Below are 22,024 nucleotides of genomic sequence, written 5' to 3' on the forward strand. Positions count from 1 at the left end.
GTACCATGTCAGACAATGAATATACCGCCCTCAAAGCCAGGGCCATTTCCCAGCCGCTGGTGGAACATATCTACACAGCCGACCCGTCCGCCCATGTGTTCAACGGGCGGATTTATATTTATCCGTCCCATGATATCGACGCCGGCATCCCCTTTAACGACAACGGCGATCACTTCGGCATGCAGGACTACCATGTGTTGTCCATGGATAATCCGGGGGGCGAGACCACCGACCACGGGGTGGCATTGCATGTTAACGATGTGCCCTGGGCCGAGCGGCAAATGTGGGCGCCGGACGCGGCCAGAAAAGGCGAACAGTACTACTTCTATTTTCCAGCCAAGAAAGCCGATGGCCTGTTCCAGATCGGGGTGGCAGTAAGCGACTCGCCCACCGGGCCCTTTGTGCCTCAGCCAGAGGCCATTCAAGGCAGTTATTCCATCGATCCTGCGGTATTTGAGGACGAGGACGGCCAGTATTACCTTTATTTCGGCGGGATCTGGGGCGGACAACTGCAGAAATACCGCAACAACCAGTTTGACGATCAGCACGAGGAGCCCACCGCCCAGGAACCCGCGCTGGGTCCGGTGGTGGCAAAACTACGGGACGACATGCTGGAATTTGCCGAAGCCCCCCAACAAATCCGCATTCTGGATGAGCAGGGTAACCCCCTGCTGGCCGGCGACACGGAGCGGCGTTTCTTTGAGGCGTCCTGGATGCACAAATACCAGGGCAAGTATTACTTTTCCTACTCCACCGGCGACAGTCACTTTATCTGCTACGCCACCGGCGACAATCCCTACGGACCTTTTACCTACCAGGGCCGGATCCTTGAACCTGTGGTGGGCTGGACCACCCATCATTCCATCTGCGAAGTCGGGGGAAAGTGGTACCTGTTCTACCACGACTCCATCCTGTCGGGCGGGGTGACCCATCTGCGCTCGGTCAAGATGGCCGAAATCCGCTATGACGAACAGGGCCGCATCCAGACCCTTAAACCCTATCTGGACTGAATAGGAGGCAATATGGGCAAAGGCAAACTTTACGCGCTGGTGGGCATCGGCATGGCTGTTTCAACCCAGGCAAAGGAACTGTTGCCTTATCAGGATGCCAGTTTGGGCACCGAACAGCGGATAGCGGATCTGCTGTCACGCATGACCCTGGAAGAGAAGGTCGCCCAATTGCAAACAATCTGGCACCAGCGGCGCGAGATGGAAGATGCGCAGCAGCGCTTTTTGCCGGATAAAGCCGCCGCCATCATGCCGCTGGGCATCGGCCATATCGCCCGGCCCAGCGAATTCAAAACGCCACAACAGACCGCCGAATTCAACAACGCCGCCCAGCGCTGGCTCAAGGAGAATACCCGGCTGGGCATTCCAGCCCTGATGCACGAAGAGGCCCTGCATGGCTATGCGGCTTTTGATGCCACCAGCTTTCCACAGGCCATTGCCCTGGCCAGCAGTTGGTCGCCTGACGACTTGCATGATATCTACGCCCTGGCCGCAGGAGAAATGCGCGCTACCGGCAGCCACTGGGCCCTGACCCCCATTCTGGATATTGCCCGGGATCCCCGCTGGGGACGGATAGAAGAAACCATGGGGGAAGATCCCTACCTGATGTCGGCGCTGGGCGTGGCCGCAGTGGAGGGGTTTCAGGGTAGGCCCGGCACCGACGGTGCTTTTGGCGGCGACAAAGTGGTGGCCACCCTCAAGCATCTGACCGGCCATGGTCAGCCCCAGGCCGGGGTAAATATTGCGCCGGCACAGATTGGGCCCCGTGAGCTGCGAGAAGTCTTTCTGCCCCCCTTCGAGGCGGCGGTCAGGCTGGCCCATGCCGGCAGCATTATGGCCTCGTACAATGAGATCGACGGCATTCCATCCCATATCAACCAGTCGCTGCTGCAAGACATAGTCCGCGACGACTGGGGTTTTAACGGGGTGGTAGTAAGTGATTACTACGCAATAAAAGAACTGAATACCAGACACAACCTGTATGAAAATGACAAACAGGCGGCCAGAGCCGCAATTCTGGCTGGGGTGGATATGGAAACCCCGGACCCGCAGACCTTTCCCCATCTGGTGGAGCTGGTCAGCTCCGGCCAATTGGATCAGGAAGCAGTGGATCGCTCGGTACGCCGGGTCCTGGCAATGAAGTTCCGCCTAGGCCTGTTTGAACATCCCTATGTGGATGCAGATAGGGCCGATAAGCAAGTGGGCGCCACCAGCCAGCGGGACTTTGCCCGCCAGGTGGCTGAAAAATCCATGGTGCTGCTGAAAAACGACGGCATCCTGCCGCTGGATGCCGGCAAACTCAAACGCCTGGCGGTCATAGGTCCCCACGCCGATGACACCCTGCTGGGCGGCTACAGCAGTATCCCGCGCCAGACGGTGAGTATTTTCGCCGGCCTGCGTGACAAACTGGCAGGCCAGGTGCAGGTGGATTTTGCCCCGGGTACGCGCCTGACCAAGCCGATAGCGGATATCAGCGAGCGCAGCAAACAGGCCAATACCCGATCCATGCAGCGCTGGAATGCGGACGAGATGCTGCTGGCCGACGACAACGACCGCCAGGGTCTGCTGGAAGAGGCCGTACAACTGGCCGGCAAAGCCGATGCCGTGGTGCTGGTATTGGGTGAAAACGAAGGACTGTCCCGGGAAGCCTGGGCCGACGAGCACCTGGGCGATCGCACCAGTCTGCAACTGGTGGGCAATCAGCTTGAGCTGGCCCGTGCCGTGCTCGCCACCGGCAGGCCGGTGGTGATGGTGCTGACCAACGGCAGGCCGCTTGCCCTGGGCGAACTGGCCGGAGCCGTGCCGGCCATTATCGAAGCCTGGTATCTGGGCCAGGAAACTGGTCATGCCCTGGCGAACGTACTGTTTGGCCAGGTCAGTCCCTCCGGCAAGCTGCCCCTGACCTTCCCGCGCAGCGCCGGACATGTGCCCAGTTTTTATAATCATAAGCCCTCGGCCAAGCGGGGCTATCTGTTTGACGATATCAGCCCCCTCTATCCCTTCGGCCACGGCCTGAGCTACAGCGAATTCGCCTACTCGGGTTTGACAATAGACGCCACAGACGCCCGTCCCGACGGGAATGTGCGGGTCAGCCTGCAACTGACCAACCAGGGTAAATACGATGCCACCGAAGTGGTGCAGCTATATGTCCGCGACCCCCAGGCCAGCATCAGCCGTCCGGTCAAACAGCTCAAGGGCTTTAAACGGGTGCCCATCAAGGCCGGTGAGAAAGTCAGGGTCAGCTTCAGCCTGCCGGTCAACCTGCTGGCGTTTTATGACGCACAGATGCGCTATGTAGTGGAGCCAGGACAGATCCAACTGATGATAGGCAGTTCCTCGGCGGATATCCGTCTGAAAGGGGAGTTCCAGGTCCAGGGTGAGATCACCGATGTCAGTGCCAGCAAGGCTTATCTCAGCGAAGCCGTGATAACCCGGGAGTAATGAGGCAGCATGAAACGTATTCAACCACTGTGTACAACGGCGGATCACCAGCTAGTCAGGCGACTTCCGGCGGGTTGGTTGGTTATAAGCTGTGCGCTGGCTCTGGCCGGCTGCAGTCAGCCGACCCCTGCTCCGACTCCGGGCGAGGTGGCCTTGCCTCTGGCTGACAAGCCGGCGATCCAGCCTGAAAACTGGCCCAGACAGCCGTCTCCCATCGCCAGGGATGATGCCATCGAACAACGTATCGACGCACTGCTGGCGCAGATGACGCCCCAGCAGAAAGTCGGCCAGATTATCCAGGCCGACATTGCATCGGTAACCCCCCAGCAGGTGCGGGAATACTATCTTGGCAGTGTGCTGAACGGCGGCAACTCGGCCCCCGGGCGCAACAACCGGGCCGGCGCCGGTGCCTGGCTGGATCTGGCTGACCAATTCTGGGTCGCCTCCACCGATACCAGCGACGGACGGCCCTTTATTCCGGTTTTCTGGGGCACCGATGCGGTACATGGGCACAGCAACGTCAAAGGGGCGACTATTTTCCCCCACAATATTGGCCTGGGCGCCATGCATGACCCCTCCTTGCTGCGTGACATCGGCCGCATCACCGCCACCGAGATGCAGGTCACCGGCCTGGACTGGACTTTTGCCCCCACCATCGCCGTGGCCCGTGACGATCGCTGGGGCCGCACCTATGAATCCTACAGTGAGAATCCGGCGCTGGTGGCAGACTACGCCCCGCAAATCCTGATGGGGATCCAGGGCGTACCCGGCAGCGACGGCTTTTTACATGGCGAGCATATGCTGGCCACGGTCAAGCATTTCCTTGGCGACGGCGGCACGCAGCTTGGCAAGGATCAGGGGGACAACCAGGACAGTGAAGCCGGGCTGCGGGATATTCACGGCAAGCCCTATTATGCCGCCATTGCAGCCGGCGCAAGGGCGGTGATGGCCTCCTACAACAGCTGGCACGGGGACAAGATGCACGGCTTTGAACCCATGCTCAACCAGGTGCTGGTGGGCCGCATGGGCTTTAACGGCTTTACCGTGGGGGACTGGAACGGCCATGGCCAGGTACAGGGCTGCACCCCCACCGATTGCGCCGCGGCCTTTAATGCCGGGCTGGATATGTTTATGGCCCCGGATAGCTGGCAGGCCCTCTACCATAACACCCTGGCCCAGGTGCAGGACGGCCGGATCAGCCAGCAAAGACTGGATCAGGCGGTCTCCCGTATCCTGCGGATCAAAATGGAGATGGGCCTGTTTGAGCAGGTCCGCCCCTCCGAGCGACCCCTGGCCGGGCGCTGGGAGCTGCTTGGCGAGCCCAGGCACAGAACGGTCGCCCGCGAGGCGGCGCGCAAATCCCTGGTACTGCTGAAGAATAACAACAATGTGCTGCCCCTGGCGGCTAATAGCCGGGTACTGGTGGCCGGCGACGGCGCCGACAATATCGGCAAGCAAGCCGGAGGCTGGACCCTGAGCTGGCAGGGCACGGGCAACGCCAACAGCGATTTTCCCAATGGCGAATCCATCTATGCCGGTATCAAGCAGGCAATAGAGGCCGGCGGCGGCAGCGTTGAGCTGAATGACAACGGCCAGTACCGCCGGAAACCGGATGTGGCCGTAGTGGTCTTCGGTGAAGAGCCCTATGCGGAGTTTATCGGTGATCGCCCCCACCTGGCATTCGATGACAACCGGGCCCTGCAAATCCTGACCGAACTGCGCGCTCAGGGTATTCCTACTGTGTCGGTGTTTCTGTCCGGCCGGCCTTTATGGGTCAACCCGGAGCTGAACCAATCCGATGCCTTTGTGGCGGCCTTTCTGCCCGGCACTGAGGGTGGCGCCATTGCCGATTTGCTGATCCGCGCCCCGGACGGCAGCATACGGCATGATTTTCAGGGCAGGCTGTCGTTTTCCTGGCCTGATGATGCCACCGGCGAACCGCTGAACCTGGACGATGCCGACTATTCTCCCTTGTTTGCCTATGGCTATGGCCTGAGCTATGAGGACAAGATCAGTGTGCCGCCGCTGAGCGAAACCTCCGGCCTGGCGCCGGAACAGGTGCTCAATACCAGCCGATATCTTTATGCGGGCAAGGCCGTCAGACCCTGGCAGTTGCAGCTGATTGATGATGGCCGGATAACCCTGGTGCAGGATGCCTTGCAGGAATCGAGCAACGGGGCCCTGGTCGCCCAGGCCACTGATCGCCGCCAGCAGGAAGACTCCGTACTGGTCAGTTTCAAACAAAACGCCACCCTGGCCCTTGCCCACGGCGAAGACCTTGGCGTGGATCTGGCACGCCTCGCTGAAGGGGATATGGCGCTGGAGATGGAATACCGACTGGTTGAAGGGGCCGGCACGCCGGTTCTGCTGGGCATGGCCTGCGGGGCGGATTGTGGTACCAAGCTGGATTTCACGGAATACTTTGCCGGCAGGCAGGACAGCGGCTGGCAGACTCTGAAGGTGCCGCTGCGCTGTTTCACCGGAATGGACATGAGCCGGGTCAACCGTCCGCTGGTTATCCAGGGGTCAGCCGGACTGACCCTGCAACTGGCCAGTATCCGCCTGGCCAACAGCGAAGGTCAGGGGCAGTGCGGAGAATAAGCCGGGCGAACCGGCCAGTTACCAGTTAAACAGGGTGCCGTCTTCCAGCCGGTTAACCGGCAGGTAGGCGCGCTGGTAGGGATAACGGGCTGCCAGCTTCTCGTCTATCTCTACACCGTGTCCCGGCGCTTCACCGCAATACAGGAACCCCTGTTCAAAGCGATAATCATGGGGAAAGACCTCATCGGTCTGTTCGGTGTGGCGCATATATTCCTGGATGCCGAAGTTGGGCACCCAGGTGTCAAAATGCAGCGCCGTGCCCATGGTGACGGGAGACAAATCGGTGGCCCCGTGGAAGCCTGTGCGTACATGGTACAGCTCGGCCAGGGCGGCGATACGCCGTAGATGAGTGATCCCGCCCCCATGGACCAAGGTGGTACGGATATAGTCAATCAATTGTTCGCTGATCAGCTGCTGGCAGTCATGGATGGAGGAGAACACCTCACCCACCGCCAGTGGCGTGGTAGTATGCTGGCGGATAAGACGAAAGCCTTCCTGCAACTCGGCAGTCACCGCATCTTCCATCCAGAACAGCTTATAGGGCTCCAGCTCTTTGCCCAGGCGCGCCGCCTCGATGGGCGTCAGCCGATGATGCACGTCATGCAGCAGGTGCACCTCGTCACCAAATTGATCCCTGAGCTCGGCAAACAGCTTAGGCACATGGTTCAGATATTTGCTGGTTGACCAGAGGTTTTCACTGGGCAGGCCCGCATCGGCCGGCTCGTAGAACAGGGTATCCTTCGACACCCCGTAGGTGGAGGCCAGGCCCGGCACCCCGGACTGGGCGCGGATGGCCTGATAGCCCAGTTCCCGGTATTTCGCCACCGCTTCGATGGTCCCGGCTATGTCATTGCCGTTAGCATGGCCGTAGACCAGCACCCTGTCGCGACTGCGCCCGCCCAGTATCTGGTACAGGGGCATACCGGCCGCCTTGGCCTTGATATCCCACAAGGCCATATCCACCGCCGCCAGGGCGGTCATGCCCACAGGTCCCCTTCGCCAGTAGGCGCCGCGGTAGAAGTACTGCCAGATATCCTCAATCTGGCTGGCATCGCGGCCAATCAGGCAGGGGATCATATGGTCGGTCAGGTAACTGGCCACGGCCAGCTCACGGCCATTGAGGGTGGCATCGCCTATGCCATACAGCCCCTGATCCGTCTCAATCTTCAGGGTGACAAAATTGCGCCCGGGGCTGCAGACAATGACGCGCGCGGCGGTGATCTTCATGGATTGATACCCGACAGAGGTGAAAAGTATCAGGCTAGCATCCGGATGGGGCGCTGCAATTCAGTTTACGCATAACAGAATTATGGAATCTGTATTACGATTTTTGCCATAACCCTAGCCATTCCTGGCAGATCGGTTGGCCAAATGGCTGCCGGTGGTAGTCTGTTGGTGTTACCAACAAATGGGGTTGTTATGACTGTCAGTCGTCTTTTACTTATCATCCTGTGGTTCTGCCCGCTGGCGGCTGCCGATATTCGGCTTCCCCGCCTGATCAGTGACGGCATGGTGCTGCAGCGGGACCAGGCTATTGTCCTGTGGGGATGGGCAGATTCTGATGAAGTCGTGCGGGTAAAGCTGGACGGCAAGCTTGTGGGTAAAGCCGGCAGCTCAGGGGGAAAATGGTCCCTGACGCTGCCGGCCCAGCCCGCCGGTGGTCCACATCGAATCGAGTTGAGCGGCCATAACGAGCTGGCACTCCAAGACGTCTATTTCGGCGATGTGTGGGTGGCCTCCGGGCAGTCCAATATGGAGCTGCCCATGGCCAGGGTGGCCGAGGCCTATCCAGAGGATCTGGCAACAGCCGATTTCCCCCTGATCCGCCAGTTTAAGGTACCGCAGAAATATCACTTCCAGGCGCCCCAGGCCGATTTTGAATCCGGCCGGTGGGTGGCCGCGTCGCCGCAGACAGTGGCGGACTTTTCGGCGGTGGCCTTTTACTTTGCCCGCAGTTTGTTCAGACAAAACGGGGTGCCCATCGGCATCCTGAACAACGCTCTGGGCGGCTCGCCGGTGGAAGCCTGGATGAGTGAAGAGGCCCTGCAGACGTTTCCCGACGCCCTGGCTGAAGCCGAACGCTTCAAGAACGACGAACTGGTGGGCTCGATCATTGAGGCGGACAGAGCCAAAAACGACAAATGGTACGGGGATCTTAACCGCAACGATGCCGGGTTAACCGGACCCAAGCCCTGGTATGCGCCGGACCTGGACGACAGCGACTGGCAAGGTTTTCAGGTGCCCGGTTTTGCCGACGGCCCCGACGGCGAAGCCCTTAATGGCGTCTGGTGGTTCCGCAAGAGGGTGCACCTGAGCGCCCAGCAGGCACAACAGGCCGATATCCTGCGCCTGGGCCGAATTGTCGACGCCGATGAAACCTATATCAACGGCGTCCGCGTCGGCCATACCACTTACCAGTATCCGCCGCGCCGTTATCCTATCCCCGACGGCCTGCTTAAAGCCGGGGACAATCAGATTACGATCAGGGTGATTGGCAACAGCGGCAGGCACGGCTTTTTCTTCGACAAGCCCTACTGGATAGGCAACGAACAGCAGAAAACAGATCTGACCGGCCAGTGGAAGGTGAAATCAGGCGCCCTGGCCCCGGCGTTGCCGGGAGATACCTTTATTCGCTGGAAGCCGTTGGGGTTATACAACGGTCTGACCGCCCCCCTGACCCGTCTCCCCATCAAAGGGGTGATCTGGTATCAGGGCGAATCCAACACCGGCCGCTGGCAGGACTACCGGGCCAAGTTCACCACCATGATCCGTGATTGGCGGGATAAATGGGGCCAGGGGCGGTTTCCCTTCCTCTTTGTGCAACTGGCCAACTTTATGGAGAAACAACCCCAGCCCATCGACAGCAACTGGGCCAGATTGCGTGAGGCGCAGACCCAGAGCCTGTCCGAACCCAATACCGCCATGGCGATAACTATCGATGTAGGGGAATGGAATGACATTCACCCGGTGAACAAGCAAGCCGTAGGCGAGCGCCTGGCCCTGGCGGCCCGGGCCCTGGCCCTGGGTGAAGAGGTGGTGTATCAGGGGCCGCAGTTGCAATCAGTACAGGCAAAGGACGATTCGCTGGTGCTGGCTTTCGACCCGCTTGCCGGGGAGCTGGTGCTCAAATCCCCCCATGACCAGGCTTTTGCTATCGCCGGTGAAGACGGGCAGTTCCGCTGGGCCGGGGTAGAGCAGCAGGGCAATCGCATTGTATTGTCACATCCTGAGATTGAAGCGCCGGTGCAGGTACGTTATGGCTGGGCGGACAACCCGGATGCGGTGTTGTATAACGGCGCAGGCCTGCCGGCGGGACCCTTTGAGGCGAAGGTGACTAAGCGCTGAGTGGGAACAATATTCACCACGAAGGACACGAAGAGCACGAAGGGGTCAGAGAACGAAGCGCCTGATCCCTGCTTTAAGCTGTGTAACGTTGAAATTGATCAGTAAACCAGTCGGGATGCCAGCCAGTTTCATATATGTCAATAATTGCGCCTCGTGGATGCCTTTAAGATGTTCGACGCTCTTTAACTCAAGGATAAGAGTATTCTCGACAACGATATCAACCCGGTAGCCACAGTCCAAACAGAAGCCTTTGTATTCAACGGGTTGTGGTTGCTGCAGCTTGAATGCAATGCCATTCAGGTCCAGTTCGTGCGCCAGGCATTGCTCGTAGGCCGATTCCAACAATCCTGGACCCAGTTACCGGTGGACCTCAATGGCACAACCGATCACCCGTCTTGAAAGATCATCGAATTCCATCCTGAATGTCTTCCAGTGCTGTTCATAGTGAAATATTTCAACTGTAACTGCAATTCAGCGTTCTGCTCTCTTTCCCCTTCGTGCTCTTCGTGTCCTTCGTGGTAAGTAAACCGCTACGGGTCAATTCTAAAACGGGCCGGCAGCAGGCTGCTGAAACCCGACTCTTCACCATACAAAAAACCTCGCAGTTGTCGGCCAGCGCCTAAACCGGATAAAGTGGCTGCCCTTAATACAGGGTGTCACAAAGGACAAAAGGTGAAAAAGGTAATCATACTGATGGCGTTGCTTTCCCTCGCGAGAGCTTCTTTTGCGACGGAACTTACCGGGGCCTGGGAGCTGGAGTCAGGAGAATACGTCAATGAACAGGGGCAACTGATCAACTACAACGCCGTTGATTTTCACTCCCTGAAGGTCCTGTCTGCCACGCATTTCAGCTTTACCTCTGTCAGGGGCGATAAATTCTGGGCATCCGGCTCAGGAACTTATGAACTCAGCAAGGGTAAGTACAAAGAAGTGCTCAAGTACAATTCATTCGGCCAAAGCCAGGGCGCCGAGTTTGTATTTGACAGCAAAGTGGAGGGGGACTTTTGGTATAACTCCCGCTGGGAAGGGGAAACCCGGGTGGAGTACGAGGTATGGCGCCGGGTCGAATGAACCGGCTTGCCGGGCCTTCTGACAGGAGGCCCGGATGGGCTTGATTACCTGTGTGCCAGACTGGCGTGCTGGTCTTCTATGGCCTGGGCTTCAAAGCGGGTGTTCTGACCCACTGCGATTTGCCACTGTCCTGCTGATCTGGTCATCACATACAGGGGACGCCCCTCTTTGGCCCCCGGCAGAGGCTGATTGTCAGCATTGACCGGCCGTTGCCTGACGTTCACCGCAGCCACCTGGTCACCCAGGAAGCTGATATGCTCGACGGTATAGCTGGCGTACTCATCGCCCAGCGCCGGGGTGAGCACCTGTTGGGTGAAGCGGTTGATTTCATCCCAGCCGGTCATGCGCTTACCCAGTGCCGTCACCCAGACTGCCTGAGGGGTCAGCAGTGCCATAAACCCATCCGGGTCCCTGTCGCGCTGGGCTTTGTCCAGTCTGGCCACGGTTTGCTCAATCATGGCGATATCCCGTTTGCGATGCGATCCGGTGGCGATGGCTGTCTGGTTGGTCTTAGTCATGGTAACTCCCTGGTTGATCAATTCGAGGATAAAGCGGTTTATGGTTCTGCCCTTTTCTTAAACGGCCTGTACCTGTTTCTGCCCATGCAGCATGCAGACAATGGCCACCAGCATAAAGATGGCTGCGGGGATGATGGCCGGCAGCAGCGGCTCACCCAGCAGGGCAACCGATACCGGAATACCAAATGCAGCACTGACGGCACCAATGAGGCTCAGGAATACGGGTCCGCCGGCTTTTTGCAGGATAAACAGCAGCTTGAACTGGGTGGCGAAGACCAGAGCTTGCAGCACCAGCAGGCCGGTTTTGGCGCCATCCAGATCGGTCAGCATAATACCCTGGGGTCCCGCTGAACCGGCCAGCGCCAGGATCAGGGTCGCGGCCATCAGCATGCCCGGTGCCAGGGACTCCGCCTTGGCCCCCTTAGGCCAGTGACTGCTGCGATAGAGGTTGCCCGCGGCCAACAGCACCGGCCCCAGCAAGGTGAGCAGGATCCAAAGCCGGTCATCCGTTGCCGAAGACCACTTGGCCATTACCAGTACGCCGGCGCCGGCCAGGGCAAAGGCCACCCCGGCAGCGCGCCAACGATTAAATGACTCCATACCCAGCATCAGGGCACCCAGATAAGTCAGCAGTGGTGGTAGCGAGAGGGTCAGGGCCACAAAGCTCACCCCCACCTTTGACACCGCACTGAAGAAGATAAAATTGGAACCGGCCACCGACAAAAACGCCGCCACAAAATAGTAAACCAGGGCAGGCCTTTTCAGTGGCAGGGGCTGCCTCTTCGCTAAAGACAACAGCCCGAGCATCAGGGTGGCCCCGGCCAGGGACCAGGTCAGATAGGGGAACTGGGCAAAGCCCAGGGTATTACTGACCTTGGCCATATTGGTCGACAGGGCCAGCAGGGCGCCGCAGGCCAGTAAGGTAGTAAAAGCGATCAGCCTGGTACGATTCGCTTGTTGTCTGAACATTTCCTGAGTAGGCATTTCAATCTCCTTGGAGTGGTAATCAACCTGTTTGAAAAGCCTATTGCATGACATAGAATGGATAAACATCCATAAAGATAACTCATTGTTTCTGTATGTTGACCAATACCAATTACTATTCTGGACTCAGTGATGTCGCGGCCTTTATCTGTGTAGTGCAGGCAGGCTCCTTTACGGCAGCCGCTGAACAACTCAATACCTCAAAATCTGTGGTCAGCAAGTACATCAGCCGGCTGGAAGACAGACTTGGCGCCAAACTGCTTACCCGGACCACCCGCAGGCTGACATTGACCGAAGTGGGCAGGACCTTTTACCAGGGCGCGAGCCAAGGCCTCGAAGCCATTGAGAGTGCAGAAGAGGCCGTCTCTTTTTTGCAGGGCAAGCCCAGGGGTACCATCAGGATCAACGCTCCCCTTTCTTTTGGCGCTCTGCATATCGCACCGGCCCTGCAGGAATTCCTGACGGAATATCCCGAAGTGCAGATAGATTTGCGTTTTGAAGACCGGCAAATAGATATGATCAAAGAAGGTTTTGACCTGACGGTGAGGATCACCCGGCAACTGGAAGGCAACCTGATCGCCAGACGAATTGCACCCTGCCGACATGTGCTGGTTGCCTCGCCGGACTACGTGCAACAGCACGGCATGCCCAAAGAGCCGGAAGACCTGCCCAGGCATAAGATCATTGCCTATCAGTATCAGCAGTCTTCAAGGGAGTGGGAATTTACCGCTGCCCAGGGTCAGCCCAAGCGTATTGCTGTGGACGGTCCCATCCAGATGAACAACAGTCTGGCGATACGGGAGGCCATTCTGGCCGGCGCCGGTATCGCCAGAATGCCGACCTTTGCGGTGGGCGGCGATATCGAGGCGGGCCGGTTGGTCCAATTGCTGAGCGCTTACAGCCTGCCGGAACTCTCAATTTATCTGGTTTTTCCCCAGCGCGAATACCTGGCCCCCAAAGTCAGGGCCTTTATCGACTTTATGGCCCATCGCCTGGAGGGCAAACCCTACTGGGATGGTTTTCAGAGCAAACCAAATTATTAGATATTTGCGAACAAACAGTCACCAATATGCCTGTTTATCAGATAATAAGAAGACAATAGCCTGTACGCATCTTCAGTAAAGCCAAGGAATAAGATGATGCGTATTAGCAAACTGATTTACACCGCCACCCTGTTAACCCTGCTCGGCCCGCTGTCACAACCGACCTTTGCCCAATCCGCCCAGGTGGGGAAAAGTCCCTGGGGGCCACAGGATGAACTGGGAAGACTCAACCTGATGACGGATAAAAGCCGCGCCGCCGTTTTGTCACGTATCTCCGGCGGTCAGGTGTATGACTTGTCCGTTGAATACTACATGGGCATGCCGGGTTGGTTCCCTGCCGGCGATCCCCGTTATACCTTCTGGATGACCCACACGCCGCAGGGCACCATCAACGATGATCCGCTGAACGTCGGCAAAGAGATGAACCAGCATGTCAGTTACTCCGGCTCAGCTATTTCCATGTATGCCCATACCGGCACCCATATTGACGCGCTGAACCACTTCGGCCTGAATGGCGAGATCTATAACGGCTTTGCGGCCGACAAGCATCTGGGGGATCGCGGCTGGAACAAAACCGGCGCAGAAACCATCCCACCGCTGGTCGCCCGCGGGGTCCTGATTGATGTACCCGCCGCCCAGGGCGTCGAGGTATTGCCGCCGAATTTTCGCATCGGAAAAAAAGAAATCATCCATGCGCTCAAGCAACAGCAACTGACCCTGGCCGAAGGGGACATAGTATTGATTCGTACCGGCAGAATGCAGCAGTACGGCCACACTGACAGCTACCTGCAGGATCCGCCCGGCCTGGCCATGAGCGGCGCACAGTACCTGGTTGAAAACGGCGCGATGGTCATCGGCGGTGACAACCTCAGCCTGGAAGCCTTTCCTTCCCAGGTGCAGGGCAACTACATTCCCGTGCACACCTACCTTCTGGCCCAGCACGGCGTGCCAATAATGGAACTGGTCAATCTGGAGGAGCTGGCCAGTGACAAGATCTACCAGTTCGCCTTTATCGGGGGCTCCCTCAAACTCCGGGGTGCCGATGCCGCGCCAATGCGACCGGTTGCCATTCCTATCCGGTAACGCCTATTCCGGACACAGTGCGACGCTGTGTCCGGGTCCCGCATGCCGTTATTGGCTACTCCGATGGCGGCACTTTGCCTGGGTTTGCGCTGTTGGTTGCGTTCCAGCAGGCCTGTGCAACAAACAACGCGCTTAAGTAGTGCTTACCCCATGATCGGCAAAGACCGCAGGTAGTCTGAACGACCTTTCTCCGGTACAGTCTGCAATCTGAATAGCAACCATTTGCCCGTCACAGGACGACCTGAAAGGGCAAGACACCCTGCGGTTTGGATGCAAAAAGTTATCTGGATACATTGTGAGGTCGGTCAGGATGGTGAATAACGACCTGCTGCAGATGGCCCTGAAGGCGCTGCACCTCCGTATGCAAGCCTATTCGCCCTTGTCTGATGCAACCTGGCGGGATATGCAAGCGATCTGCCGTCTTCGTCAGCTACAAAAAGGCGAACACTGGCTTAAAGCCGGCGAGCGGCCCGATTGCTTCGGTTTTGTCTACCAGGGGCTGATGCGCGTCTACGCGCTGGCCGAACAGGGCTGGGAATACAATAAGAATTTTTTTGCCGAAGGCAGGTTTCCCGGCAGCATGACCGCGTTGCTGGAGGGCAAAGCGTCCAGCCTGGCGGCGCAGGCGCTGGAGGACTGCATCTTACTGGAGATTGATTTTGCCGGGTTCCGTGAGCTGCTGACCCTACATCATGATCTGGCCCTGTTTCAGATCCAGTATCTGGAGACGCACTGGCTGAAATTCAGGGAAAAGCGGGAAATCGCCCTGGTGCAGGATGACGCTACCAGCCGCTATGAACGTTTTTTGCAGGAACACGGCAAGCTGGCCGACAGGTTGCCCCAGTACCATATTGCCTCCCATCTGGGCATCACGCCCACGCAGTTGAGCCGGATCAGAAAAAACCGCCATTCTCAACCTATGTAAATGAGCCCGGCGAAGTCCCTGCGTAAGCTCTTTGATATTACCCATCATTGATTGGAGCCCTACGCATGTCATTACTGGAAGCACTGAACTGGCGGTACGCCGCCAGGGCCTTTTCTGAGCAACGTCTGGACGACGAGCAGATCAGGCAACTGTTGGAAGCCACCCGCCTGAGCGCGTCATCTTATGGGCTGCAACCCTATCGCATACTGGTGATAGCCTCACGACAGGAACGGGAGAAACTGCTGCCGTATTCCTTTGGTCAAACCAAGATTAGGGACTGCTCGCACCTGTTGGTGTTTGCCGCCTCCACCCTGCCCGTAGACCAACAGGTGGACGAATATATTCAGCGCCTGGCGGATATCCGGGAACAGAGAGTCGACCAGCACCAGGGTTATGCCACCCATATGAAGTCGGCCCTGGGCGCCATGAGCCTGGATAAGCAACACCAATGGGCCCATGAACAGGCCTATATTGCCCTGGGCACCCTGCTGACCAGCGCCGCCCTGATGCGCATTGACAGTTGTCCCATGAGCGGCATCGACAAATTGCGCTATGACGAGGCGCTGGGTCTGGCGGACATGCATCTGACCACTTCGTTTGTGTGCGCCCTGGGTTACCGGCATACCGAAGATAGGTCTGCACAACAGGCCAAAGTGCGTCTACCCCTCTCCAGCCTGGTAGCATGGCCGTTAACCTTCTAGGCATTCTGGCGCTGCTGGCCTGGGCGGCCATTGCCGCCCAGGCCAGCATGAATGCCCAGCTTGGGGTGTTGCTGCGCAACTCGACACTGGCTACCGCCATTGCGTTTGCCGGCAGTATGCTGGTTACCCTGTTGGCGCTGTTGTTGAGCCAGCGGCCGTTTCCCAGAGGCGACGAATGGCTGGCCGTGCCCCCGTACCTTTGGTTCGGTGGGGCGCTCAGCGCCCTGGGGGTGGGACTGTTTTATTACCTGATCCCCAAAATGGGTGTGGGTCCAATGATGTCCTTCGCCCTGACCGGACAAATACTGGTGGCGATGCTGGCCAGCCACTATGGTTGGTTCGGTCTGCCGGTCAGGTCAGTCGACGCCCTGAAGCTGCTCGGCATCGCCGCGCTGCTGGCCGGTATACTCTTGATCAACTGGAGGCAGACGTGAATCATCCGACTTCTCTGTGGAAGGCCAACATCTCCAACCAGACCGCCCTGTGGCAGCGAATGGGCTGTGAGGCTCTCAGCATTAAGGGAGAGGGCTGGCTGCAGTCTCTGAGTTGGCCGTACAAGCTCTGGCCCGAGTCAGGCAAAACGGCTTTGACAATAAGAGACCTTGTAGAGGCGCAACCCCACCTGCATGCCAGAACCCGCGTGCCGTTCTGGTCACAGAATGAGGTTACCCTCCCCTGGCAACAGCAGATGCCGCCTGTCTCCAGCGAGCAAATACTGATGTACCAGGGCCTGCAGGACCAGCCGCAAACCCCCAGGCAGCAAAACCCGAAGGGGATTAGGCTCAACAGCGTACAAACCCCTTCACAACTGTACGCCTGGTGGCAGATCTGCGAGCAGGCTTTTGCCTATGAGATTGATATCCAGGTTATACAACACCTGGCAAGGCAAGCCGATCTGCTATTGCTGCTGGCTGAAAAAGACAACGAAGCTGTGGGGACTGCAATACTGTTTACTACCGGCCAAGTTGCCGGACTACACCAGTTGGGCGTGGCCCAGGCAGCACAAGGCCAGGGAGTGGCCCGTGCCATGATGCACCAATTGTTGGCCATAGCGGGGGAGTGCCGGGCGCAATGGATGACACTGCAGGCATCCAGCAAAGGGTTGGGACTGTATGAGCAACTGGGCTTCAGCCGTCAGGGAGTGGTAAGAAACTATTCGCCAAAAAATACTGAACTGGCGTGAGGCCTGTATTGCGTAAGCTCACTCTTATGCTCTAATTCAAGGCACCCATGTATACCCTGGAGTAGTAATGAAATTGGACGGATTGATTGTAAGGGAAGCACAGCCTGAAGACTATGACGCCCTGCTGGCACTGGAACAAAAGGTGGTGGAGGCAGAGCGCCCCTTTAATGCGGATCTGAAAGAAACAGGGGTCCACTACTACGATATTCACAGGCTGATCTCGGACCAGAGTACCAGGATGATAGTGGCAGAACTGTCCGGGACCATTGTCGCCACAGGCTACATGCAGGTACGGGACTCAAAGTCCTCCTTAACCCATGATAAGCACGGCTACCTGGGCTTTATGTATGTCGCACAGAAATACCGGGGGCTTGGACTGAACAAAATAGTTGTGCAGGACCTGGTGGACTGGGGACAGTCCCGGGGGATCCGCCACTTCTATCTCGATGTGTATGCTGACAATGCCGCCGCAGTGCGGGCCTATGAGAAGTTTGGTTTTCAGCCTTCCCTGATTGAAATGAAGCTGGTCACCCTGGAATGACGTTCCAGGTTACCGGTGGTCCTGAACGGGAAAACCCAGGCCTTTGTCACAATGAAATCACTTTGAGGTCCCTATCCCACAGACTGTCCAAATAGTGAGTAACTTGTTGGTTAGCCCCATTAAACACATTGGCTCGCGTTCAACGACAAGAATATTGGTTCTACCTCATCAAACTATAGGTAAGTGCCTGTGACAGTGAGAGAAAACCGGGTACAGTGACTCTATTTAAGAACAGGCGGTTTGGAGTTATATCGAATTCCACTAAGCTGTTATATGTAAAGGAAGCCGCACTGGAGTGTTGGATAGCATTCGAGGTTTTTATGTTTTTCTTAACGCTTGAAAGTGTGACTTCACGGATGTTTATTCGAGGAAGTGAAAACACCACCCAAAGCTAGGAAAGATGCAGGGGAACCAACCTTAATGGGTAATGGCCACATGATCAGCGCATGGTCTTTGAATAAATACCTTATGAATCGAAAAATCCCAGCTTGGGAAGCTGCACCTTTAGGAGGAGCAAATGAGAAAACTGGTAAGTTCAGGCTCTCCTCTGGAAGAACCAATTGGATTTTCCAGGGCATGCAGAGTTGCGAACATGATTTCTGTCTCTGGGACGGCCCCCATAAAGAATGGTGAAACCACATGCATCGGAGACGTATACGGGCAGACAAAGTATTGCTTGGATTTATCTATCCAAGCTATTGAGGAAGCTGGTGGACGCCCGACTGATATAATCAGAACTCGTATCATGCTTACTGATATATCTCGTTGGGAGGAGGCAGCCAAAGCGCATGGTGAGCTATTTTCTCAAATAAAGCCCGCATGCACCTTTGTTGAAGTGAGTCGCTTCATTACCCCGGATTGGCTCGTAGAGACGGAAGTCGATTGTGTCTTGGAACAGGTATAATAAACGCATCACACAGAGGTTATTGACTCAGCTCTGTAACGCTCACTTATGCGCCCAGCGTTCATAAGCTCTTAGGAATTTAAAAAAATGTGGCAATGCCCAAAATGCAAAAGAGAGTTTACGCGTAAGAACCAGAGGCACGCCTGTGGTACCGGAGATCGGGATGACGTAATACGGGATAGACCACAGTCCGTCGTCGAGGTTTACCGGGCCATTGAAGAGTTCACTAGTAAGCTGGGCAAAGTCGAAACTGTTGCGAGAGACAGATATGTGCTTTTCCGAAGCTCCCGGATATTTGTCGATCTCTCCATCATGAAAGACGTGGTTCGTGTCGCTGTTCATATTGGACGCACTGTCGACAACCCAATCTTTATAAAGATCGTTGACGATGGCAAACAAGTTACCCATGTGGCTAAAATTGCAAATCTTCGTGAGCTCAAAAAACTAGAGCCCTATATAAAGGAGGCATATGAGTTTTCCGTATCCGAACAGTCAAGCTCCTAACAATTACAGGTGCCGGGTCCGTAAACTACGCCGTATTTTCACGCTACTTGTCCTGACTCTCACCTTTTAACGGGGGATGCGCTGTGTAAGTAGCGGCTCCCAACCCTATCCCTGCTGATTCCTCAGTGTCGCCATTCTGCTGATATTACCCAATGAGGTCAGCGCCAGGTAGGCGGCGCACAGGTAGCCCGAGCGGTTGAGTCTGACCAGTTCGTCGCCTTGCACGGCGTTGAGTTTGTCCTGGCTGATGCTGTAGTAGCCTTTGAGTTGCACTTTGGTGTCGTTGTGCAGCTCGATTTCGATATTGACCGGCTCCAGCAGGCCGAGCCTGTCGAACACCGCCAGCATCTTCTGATCCTGGCTGATGCCGTCTCGGATGCGGCTGAGCAACTGGCCGATGTGCTCCAGGTACGGGCTGTTGCCGCCGTGAGGCAGAAACAGCGGTTGGCCCTGGGTTTCGTTGACTCTCGGGTCGTCGCAATCCAGGTGGATCACCGGCACCTGTTGCTCCTCGCCTTCGATCACCTGGTTTTGAAAGCCAATCATAAAAGGGCCACGGGCGATCATGGCCGGCACATAGTCTGTCCGCCAGCCACCGGGCAGGTCAGTAGCCAGAAACAGATTCTCCTCCGCCTGGAAGCCCAGCAGGGCAACGCTTTGAAACTGACCCTGCTCGGGGCTTTTGCGAAACAAAATGGGATAGTGACGCTGGATATCCGCATACTCCGCGGGAAAAGTCAGAGTCAGGCCAACCTGGTGACCGAATTCGGCGGCGTGGCGGGTCAGGACCCGCAGGTTCTGATGAGTGACGTTGTTCAGTAGTTCAGGCCTGGCCATAGGTACTCCTTGCTAGTGACTGTGATCTGCCCTGTCCTTGCTGCGCCGCTCAGGCAAGGCAGTCGATAAAGCTGCTGATGGTCAGCCGCCCCTGCATCGGGTCGGCAGACAATACGGCATCAGGCGCAATGGCCCCAGAGTGCAGGGAATGACGCCGATAGACGATGAGCCGGTTGAATAGCCCCTCCTGGTGGGCTGTCTGTTCAAACAGGGGGGTGTCGCCGTTGATATAGCCCTGCTCCGGGCTTGGTATATTGGGTCCGTCATTTTCACGCTCCAGGGAGCGGAAATAATCCACCGCCCGGGACTCATCAATAGTCTCAAAGCCGGTCTGCCGGTGCCGGTAAAATGCCGTGCCGCCCTGCGGCCCTTTAAACAGGTAATGCACCGCGGCCAGAGCGTCTTTGTCTGGTGTGTCGAAATGGGGGATGCGCTGCAGCAATTTAAGCTGCTGTGGCGCCGTGGTAACGATGGAAAAATGGCACACCGAGAAGCCCAGTTGCCGGGCCGGCAAGGCAAAAAAGTCAATCAGCTCATCCTGCAGACTGTCCAGCAGCGGAAAAATGGCACACCGAGAAGCCCAGTTGCCGGGCCGGCAAGGCAAAAAAGTCAATCAGCTCATCCTGCAGACTGTCCAGCAGCATGCTGCGATAGGCCGCCGGCGCCGGCGCCCGTACCCCGGGGTAGTAGGGAGAATTCTGAGTAAAGCGGCTCAGGCCCGCCTGCTCCACAAGCCACTGGGGCTCATCGACAAAATTATCCACCACCAACAGAGGCGCCTGCTCGTTGCCAAAGCGCAGCCGCCTGATCTGTATCTCCGGATGGGCATGCAGAGTCTGCGCAGCCATGTCAGCCCTCTGCCTGGCAGTACTGGCGGATAAAATCCTGATGGGCGGGCAACCTTTCCACTACCCGTGCGATGGTCTGGCGGATACTCCCCATATGCCGGGCCAGTTCCTGCTCGCTGAGGGTGGCGACAATCTCATGGTAACCTGTCGGCATCAGCCTCTGGCCCAGCATGACATGGGTCCAGGACTCCAGGCGGAACAGCTCGTCGCCGGTCTGGAAGGCATGGGCCCCTTCGCGGAACAGCTCCATACGATGGGCCAGGGTGTCGGGGATGGGCATAGTGCGGCAGTAGCGCCAGAACTCGCTGTCATCCCGTTCAGTCTGGTGGTAGTGCAAGATGATAAAGTCGCGGATCTTCTCCAGTTCGACGATGGACTGCTGGTTGTATTCATCGATCCTGGCCTGGGACACGCCGTTGAACGGGAAGAGCCTGAGCAGCCGGATCACGCCGCTCATAAACAGGTAGATACTGGTGGACTCCAGCGGCTCCACAAAGCCGCTGGACAGGCCCAGGGCCACACAATTTTTATTCCAGAACTGTTTGCGCCGGCCGGTCTGGTAGCGCAGCACCCGCGGTTCGGTCACCGGCGGGGTCTCCAGGTTGGCCACCAGTCGCGCCTTCGCCTGCTCATCGCTCAGATAATCCCCGGCATAGACCAGGCCGTTGCCCACCCGGTGCTGCAGCGGAATACGCCATTGCCAGCCCGCATCATGGGCCATGGCGCGGGTATAGGGCGGCAGGGAATCGGCCGCTTCGGTCTGCACCACCGCCGCGGAGTTACAGGGCAGCCAGTGTCCCCAGTCCTCGAAGCCGGTTTTAAGGGTCTGCTCAATCAACAGCGCCCTGAAACCCGTGCAGTCGATAAACAGGTCTCCTTCTATCCGCTGGCCGGACTCCAGCACCAGGGCGCTGAGATTGCCGTCGGCGTGCTGCTCAACCCGGGCAATCTTGCCTTCGATGCGCATGGCCCCCTGGGCTTCGCTGAACTGGCGCAGGAAGCGGGCGTAGCGGCCGGCATCCAGGTGATAGGCATAACTGATGGTGGAGCTGGACGACTTGCCGAACTTATGGGCCCTGGCGGCCTGCAATTCGTAACAGTAATCACCGAAAGGCGCCTCGATACCCAGTTGCAGACCATGCAGGTAATAGTGCTGGAAGTCGGCCAGGAAGCTGCCCTTACCGGTGGTGCCGAAGGGGTGGATATAGCGATCCCCTATCCGCCCCCAGTTTTCAAAAGAGATACCCAGCTTAAAGGTAGCGTCGGTGGCCCGCATGAAGGCCTGTTCGTCGATGCCCAGCAGATTATGGAACAACTGCACCGGCGGAATGGTGGACTCGCCCACCCCCACAGTGCCGATTTCCTCGGACTCCACCAGCACCACCTCGATGCGTCCGGCCAGGCGCTTGGACAGGGCTGCTGCCGCTACCCAGCCCGCTGTGCCGCCGCCGGCGATGACCACTTTCTTCACTCTGTCTGTCTGCATA

Annotated in this window: 22 protein-coding genes; 14 read left to right on the plus strand and 8 right to left on the minus strand. The window is 57.5% G+C overall.

The window, feature by feature from the left end; genetic code table 11:
- Positions 1-5: 5 nt before the first annotated feature.
- Genes J0A66_RS10335 through J0A66_RS10345 form a run of 3 tightly spaced genes read left to right on the plus strand, consistent with a single transcriptional unit; the run spans position 6 to position 6,050 of the window.
- Positions 6-1,010: a glycoside hydrolase family 43 protein gene (locus tag J0A66_RS10335; protein WP_206573739.1), complete on the plus strand. Its 1,005-nt coding sequence runs from the start codon at positions 6-8 to the stop codon at positions 1,008-1,010.
- Between the two features lie 12 nt (positions 1,011-1,022).
- Positions 1,023-3,449 carry a glycoside hydrolase family 3 N-terminal domain-containing protein gene (locus tag J0A66_RS10340; protein ID WP_206573740.1) on the plus strand — a complete coding sequence of 809 codons (2,427 nt, stop codon included), beginning with the start codon at positions 1,023-1,025 and terminating at the stop codon, positions 3,447-3,449.
- Between the two features lie 9 nt (positions 3,450-3,458).
- Entirely contained in the window at positions 3,459-6,050 is a 2,592-nt protein-coding gene (locus J0A66_RS10345; RefSeq protein WP_206573741.1) for a glycoside hydrolase family 3 protein, read from the plus strand.
- 18 nt (positions 6,051-6,068) lie between these two features.
- On the opposite strand, the gene manD is transcribed toward J0A66_RS10345, so the two are convergent.
- Positions 6,069-7,277 carry a D-mannonate dehydratase ManD gene (gene manD, locus J0A66_RS10350; RefSeq protein ID WP_206573742.1) on the minus strand — a complete coding sequence of 403 codons (1,209 nt, stop codon included), beginning with the start codon at positions 7,275-7,277 and terminating at the stop codon, positions 6,069-6,071.
- Positions 7,278-7,469: 192 nt separating this feature from the next.
- Between manD and J0A66_RS10355 the strand changes: the two genes are divergently transcribed.
- The gene (locus J0A66_RS10355) at positions 7,470-9,395 is read left to right on the plus strand and encodes a sialate O-acetylesterase (protein ID WP_206573743.1); all 1,926 of its coding nucleotides are present in this window, start codon (positions 7,470-7,472) and stop codon (positions 9,393-9,395) included.
- Between the two features lie 45 nt (positions 9,396-9,440).
- Here J0A66_RS10355 and J0A66_RS10360 read toward each other — a convergent pair whose 3' ends face one another.
- Positions 9,441-9,740, minus strand: a complete 300-nt coding sequence (locus J0A66_RS10360; protein WP_338143880.1) for a GxxExxY protein — start codon at positions 9,738-9,740, stop codon at positions 9,441-9,443.
- Between the two features lie 327 nt (positions 9,741-10,067).
- Between J0A66_RS10360 and J0A66_RS10365 the strand changes: the two genes are divergently transcribed.
- Complete coding sequence (locus J0A66_RS10365) at positions 10,068-10,466, plus strand: hypothetical protein (RefSeq protein ID WP_206573744.1); 399 nt, start codon at positions 10,068-10,070, stop codon at positions 10,464-10,466.
- A 44-nt stretch (positions 10,467-10,510) separates the two neighbouring features.
- Here J0A66_RS10365 and J0A66_RS10370 read toward each other — a convergent pair whose 3' ends face one another.
- Both J0A66_RS10370 and J0A66_RS10375 read right to left on the minus strand, forming a co-directional pair.
- The gene (locus J0A66_RS10370) at positions 10,511-10,984 is read right to left on the minus strand and encodes an SgcJ/EcaC family oxidoreductase (protein ID WP_206573745.1); all 474 of its coding nucleotides are present in this window, start codon (positions 10,982-10,984) and stop codon (positions 10,511-10,513) included.
- 57 nt (positions 10,985-11,041) lie between these two features.
- Entirely contained in the window at positions 11,042-11,968 is a 927-nt protein-coding gene (locus J0A66_RS10375; protein ID WP_206573746.1) for a DMT family transporter, read from the minus strand.
- 95 nt (positions 11,969-12,063) lie between these two features.
- Between J0A66_RS10375 and J0A66_RS10380 the strand changes: the two genes are divergently transcribed.
- From J0A66_RS10380 to J0A66_RS23810, 9 genes are all read left to right on the plus strand, one after another.
- On the plus strand, positions 12,064-13,011 hold the full coding sequence (locus tag J0A66_RS10380) for a LysR family transcriptional regulator (protein WP_206573747.1): 948 nt from the start codon (positions 12,064-12,066) through the stop codon (positions 13,009-13,011).
- 96 nt (positions 13,012-13,107) lie between these two features.
- Positions 13,108-14,094 (plus strand): cyclase family protein, encoded by a 987-nt coding sequence (locus J0A66_RS10385; protein WP_206573748.1) that lies wholly within the window; start codon positions 13,108-13,110, stop codon positions 14,092-14,094.
- 310 nt (positions 14,095-14,404) lie between these two features.
- Positions 14,405-15,019 (plus strand): Crp/Fnr family transcriptional regulator, encoded by a 615-nt coding sequence (locus tag J0A66_RS10390; RefSeq protein WP_206573749.1) that lies wholly within the window; start codon positions 14,405-14,407, stop codon positions 15,017-15,019.
- Positions 15,020-15,084: 65 nt separating this feature from the next.
- Positions 15,085-15,720, plus strand: coding sequence for an NAD(P)H-dependent oxidoreductase (locus J0A66_RS10395; RefSeq protein ID WP_206573750.1), 636 nt, complete (start codon positions 15,085-15,087; stop codon positions 15,718-15,720).
- Positions 15,702-16,154, plus strand: coding sequence for a DMT family transporter (locus tag J0A66_RS10400; RefSeq protein WP_206573751.1), 453 nt, complete (start codon positions 15,702-15,704; stop codon positions 16,152-16,154). The genes J0A66_RS10395 and J0A66_RS10400 overlap by 19 nt, the downstream gene beginning before the upstream one ends.
- Positions 16,151-16,903, plus strand: a complete 753-nt coding sequence (locus J0A66_RS23700; protein ID WP_206573752.1) for a GNAT family N-acetyltransferase — start codon at positions 16,151-16,153, stop codon at positions 16,901-16,903. Before J0A66_RS10400 ends, J0A66_RS23700 begins: the two co-directional genes overlap by 4 nt.
- A gap of 67 nt (positions 16,904-16,970) precedes the next feature.
- A complete protein-coding gene (locus J0A66_RS10410; protein ID WP_206573753.1) occupies positions 16,971-17,444 on the plus strand; it encodes a GNAT family N-acetyltransferase in 474 nt (157 codons plus the stop codon).
- 517 nt (positions 17,445-17,961) lie between these two features.
- Positions 17,962-18,348 carry a RidA family protein gene (locus tag J0A66_RS10415; protein WP_206573754.1) on the plus strand — a complete coding sequence of 129 codons (387 nt, stop codon included), beginning with the start codon at positions 17,962-17,964 and terminating at the stop codon, positions 18,346-18,348.
- Between the two features lie 87 nt (positions 18,349-18,435).
- Entirely contained in the window at positions 18,436-18,852 is a 417-nt protein-coding gene (locus J0A66_RS23810) for a DUF5655 domain-containing protein (protein WP_369127366.1), read from the plus strand.
- A gap of 105 nt (positions 18,853-18,957) precedes the next feature.
- Here the strand turns inward: J0A66_RS23810 and J0A66_RS10425 are convergent, their stop codons facing one another.
- From J0A66_RS10425 to J0A66_RS10440, 4 genes are read right to left on the minus strand one after another with little or no spacing between them, the layout of a single operon-like run.
- Positions 18,958-19,689, minus strand: a complete 732-nt coding sequence (locus tag J0A66_RS10425; RefSeq protein ID WP_206573756.1) for a SapC family protein — start codon at positions 19,687-19,689, stop codon at positions 18,958-18,960.
- 49 nt (positions 19,690-19,738) lie between these two features.
- Positions 19,739-20,302, minus strand: a complete 564-nt coding sequence (locus J0A66_RS10430) for a DUF6445 family protein (RefSeq protein WP_206573757.1) — start codon at positions 20,300-20,302, stop codon at positions 19,739-19,741.
- The gene (locus J0A66_RS10435; RefSeq protein WP_206573758.1) at positions 20,223-20,537 is read right to left on the minus strand and encodes a DUF6445 family protein; all 315 of its coding nucleotides are present in this window, start codon (positions 20,535-20,537) and stop codon (positions 20,223-20,225) included. Before J0A66_RS10435 ends, J0A66_RS10430 begins: the two co-directional genes overlap by 80 nt.
- A gap of 1 nt (position 20,538) precedes the next feature.
- Complete coding sequence (locus tag J0A66_RS10440; RefSeq protein ID WP_206573759.1) at positions 20,539-22,023, minus strand: tryptophan halogenase family protein; 1,485 nt, start codon at positions 22,021-22,023, stop codon at positions 20,539-20,541.
- Position 22,024: the final 1 nt, after the last annotated feature.

The organism is Bowmanella dokdonensis, assembly GCF_017254865.1.
In the GTDB taxonomy this organism is placed as follows: Bacteria; Pseudomonadota; Gammaproteobacteria; order Enterobacterales; family Alteromonadaceae; genus Bowmanella; species Bowmanella dokdonensis.

Coding starts and splice junctions, on each gene's coding strand:
- J0A66_RS10335 (WP_206573739.1), top strand. CDS start 6: ATGTCAGACAATGAATATACCGCCCTCAAAGCCAGGGCCATTTCCCAG.
- J0A66_RS10340 (WP_206573740.1), top strand. CDS start 1,023: ATGGGCAAAGGCAAACTTTACGCGCTGGTGGGCATCGGCATGGCTGTT.
- J0A66_RS10345 (WP_206573741.1), top strand. CDS start 3,459: ATGAAACGTATTCAACCACTGTGTACAACGGCGGATCACCAGCTAGTC.
- manD (WP_206573742.1), bottom strand. CDS start 7,277: ATGAAGATCACCGCCGCGCGCGTCATTGTCTGCAGCCCCGGGCGCAAT.
- J0A66_RS10355 (WP_206573743.1), top strand. CDS start 7,470: ATGACTGTCAGTCGTCTTTTACTTATCATCCTGTGGTTCTGCCCGCTG.
- J0A66_RS10370 (WP_206573745.1), bottom strand. CDS start 10,984: ATGACTAAGACCAACCAGACAGCCATCGCCACCGGATCGCATCGCAAA.
- J0A66_RS10375 (WP_206573746.1), bottom strand. CDS start 11,968: ATGCCTACTCAGGAAATGTTCAGACAACAAGCGAATCGTACCAGGCTG.
- J0A66_RS10380 (WP_206573747.1), top strand. CDS start 12,064: ATGTTGACCAATACCAATTACTATTCTGGACTCAGTGATGTCGCGGCC.
- J0A66_RS10385 (WP_206573748.1), top strand. CDS start 13,108: ATGCGTATTAGCAAACTGATTTACACCGCCACCCTGTTAACCCTGCTC.
- J0A66_RS10390 (WP_206573749.1), top strand. CDS start 14,405: ATGGTGAATAACGACCTGCTGCAGATGGCCCTGAAGGCGCTGCACCTC.
- J0A66_RS10395 (WP_206573750.1), top strand. CDS start 15,085: ATGTCATTACTGGAAGCACTGAACTGGCGGTACGCCGCCAGGGCCTTT.
- J0A66_RS10400 (WP_206573751.1), top strand. CDS start 15,702: ATGGCCGTTAACCTTCTAGGCATTCTGGCGCTGCTGGCCTGGGCGGCC.
- J0A66_RS10410 (WP_206573753.1), top strand. CDS start 16,971: ATGAAATTGGACGGATTGATTGTAAGGGAAGCACAGCCTGAAGACTAT.
- J0A66_RS10415 (WP_206573754.1), top strand. CDS start 17,962: ATGAGAAAACTGGTAAGTTCAGGCTCTCCTCTGGAAGAACCAATTGGA.
- J0A66_RS23810 (WP_369127366.1), top strand. CDS start 18,436: ATGTGGCAATGCCCAAAATGCAAAAGAGAGTTTACGCGTAAGAACCAG.
- J0A66_RS10425 (WP_206573756.1), bottom strand. CDS start 19,689: ATGGCCAGGCCTGAACTACTGAACAACGTCACTCATCAGAACCTGCGG.
- J0A66_RS10435 (WP_206573758.1), bottom strand. CDS start 20,537: ATGGCTGCGCAGACTCTGCATGCCCATCCGGAGATACAGATCAGGCGG.
- J0A66_RS10440 (WP_206573759.1), bottom strand. CDS start 22,023: ATGCAGACAGACAGAGTGAAGAAAGTGGTCATCGCCGGCGGCGGCACA.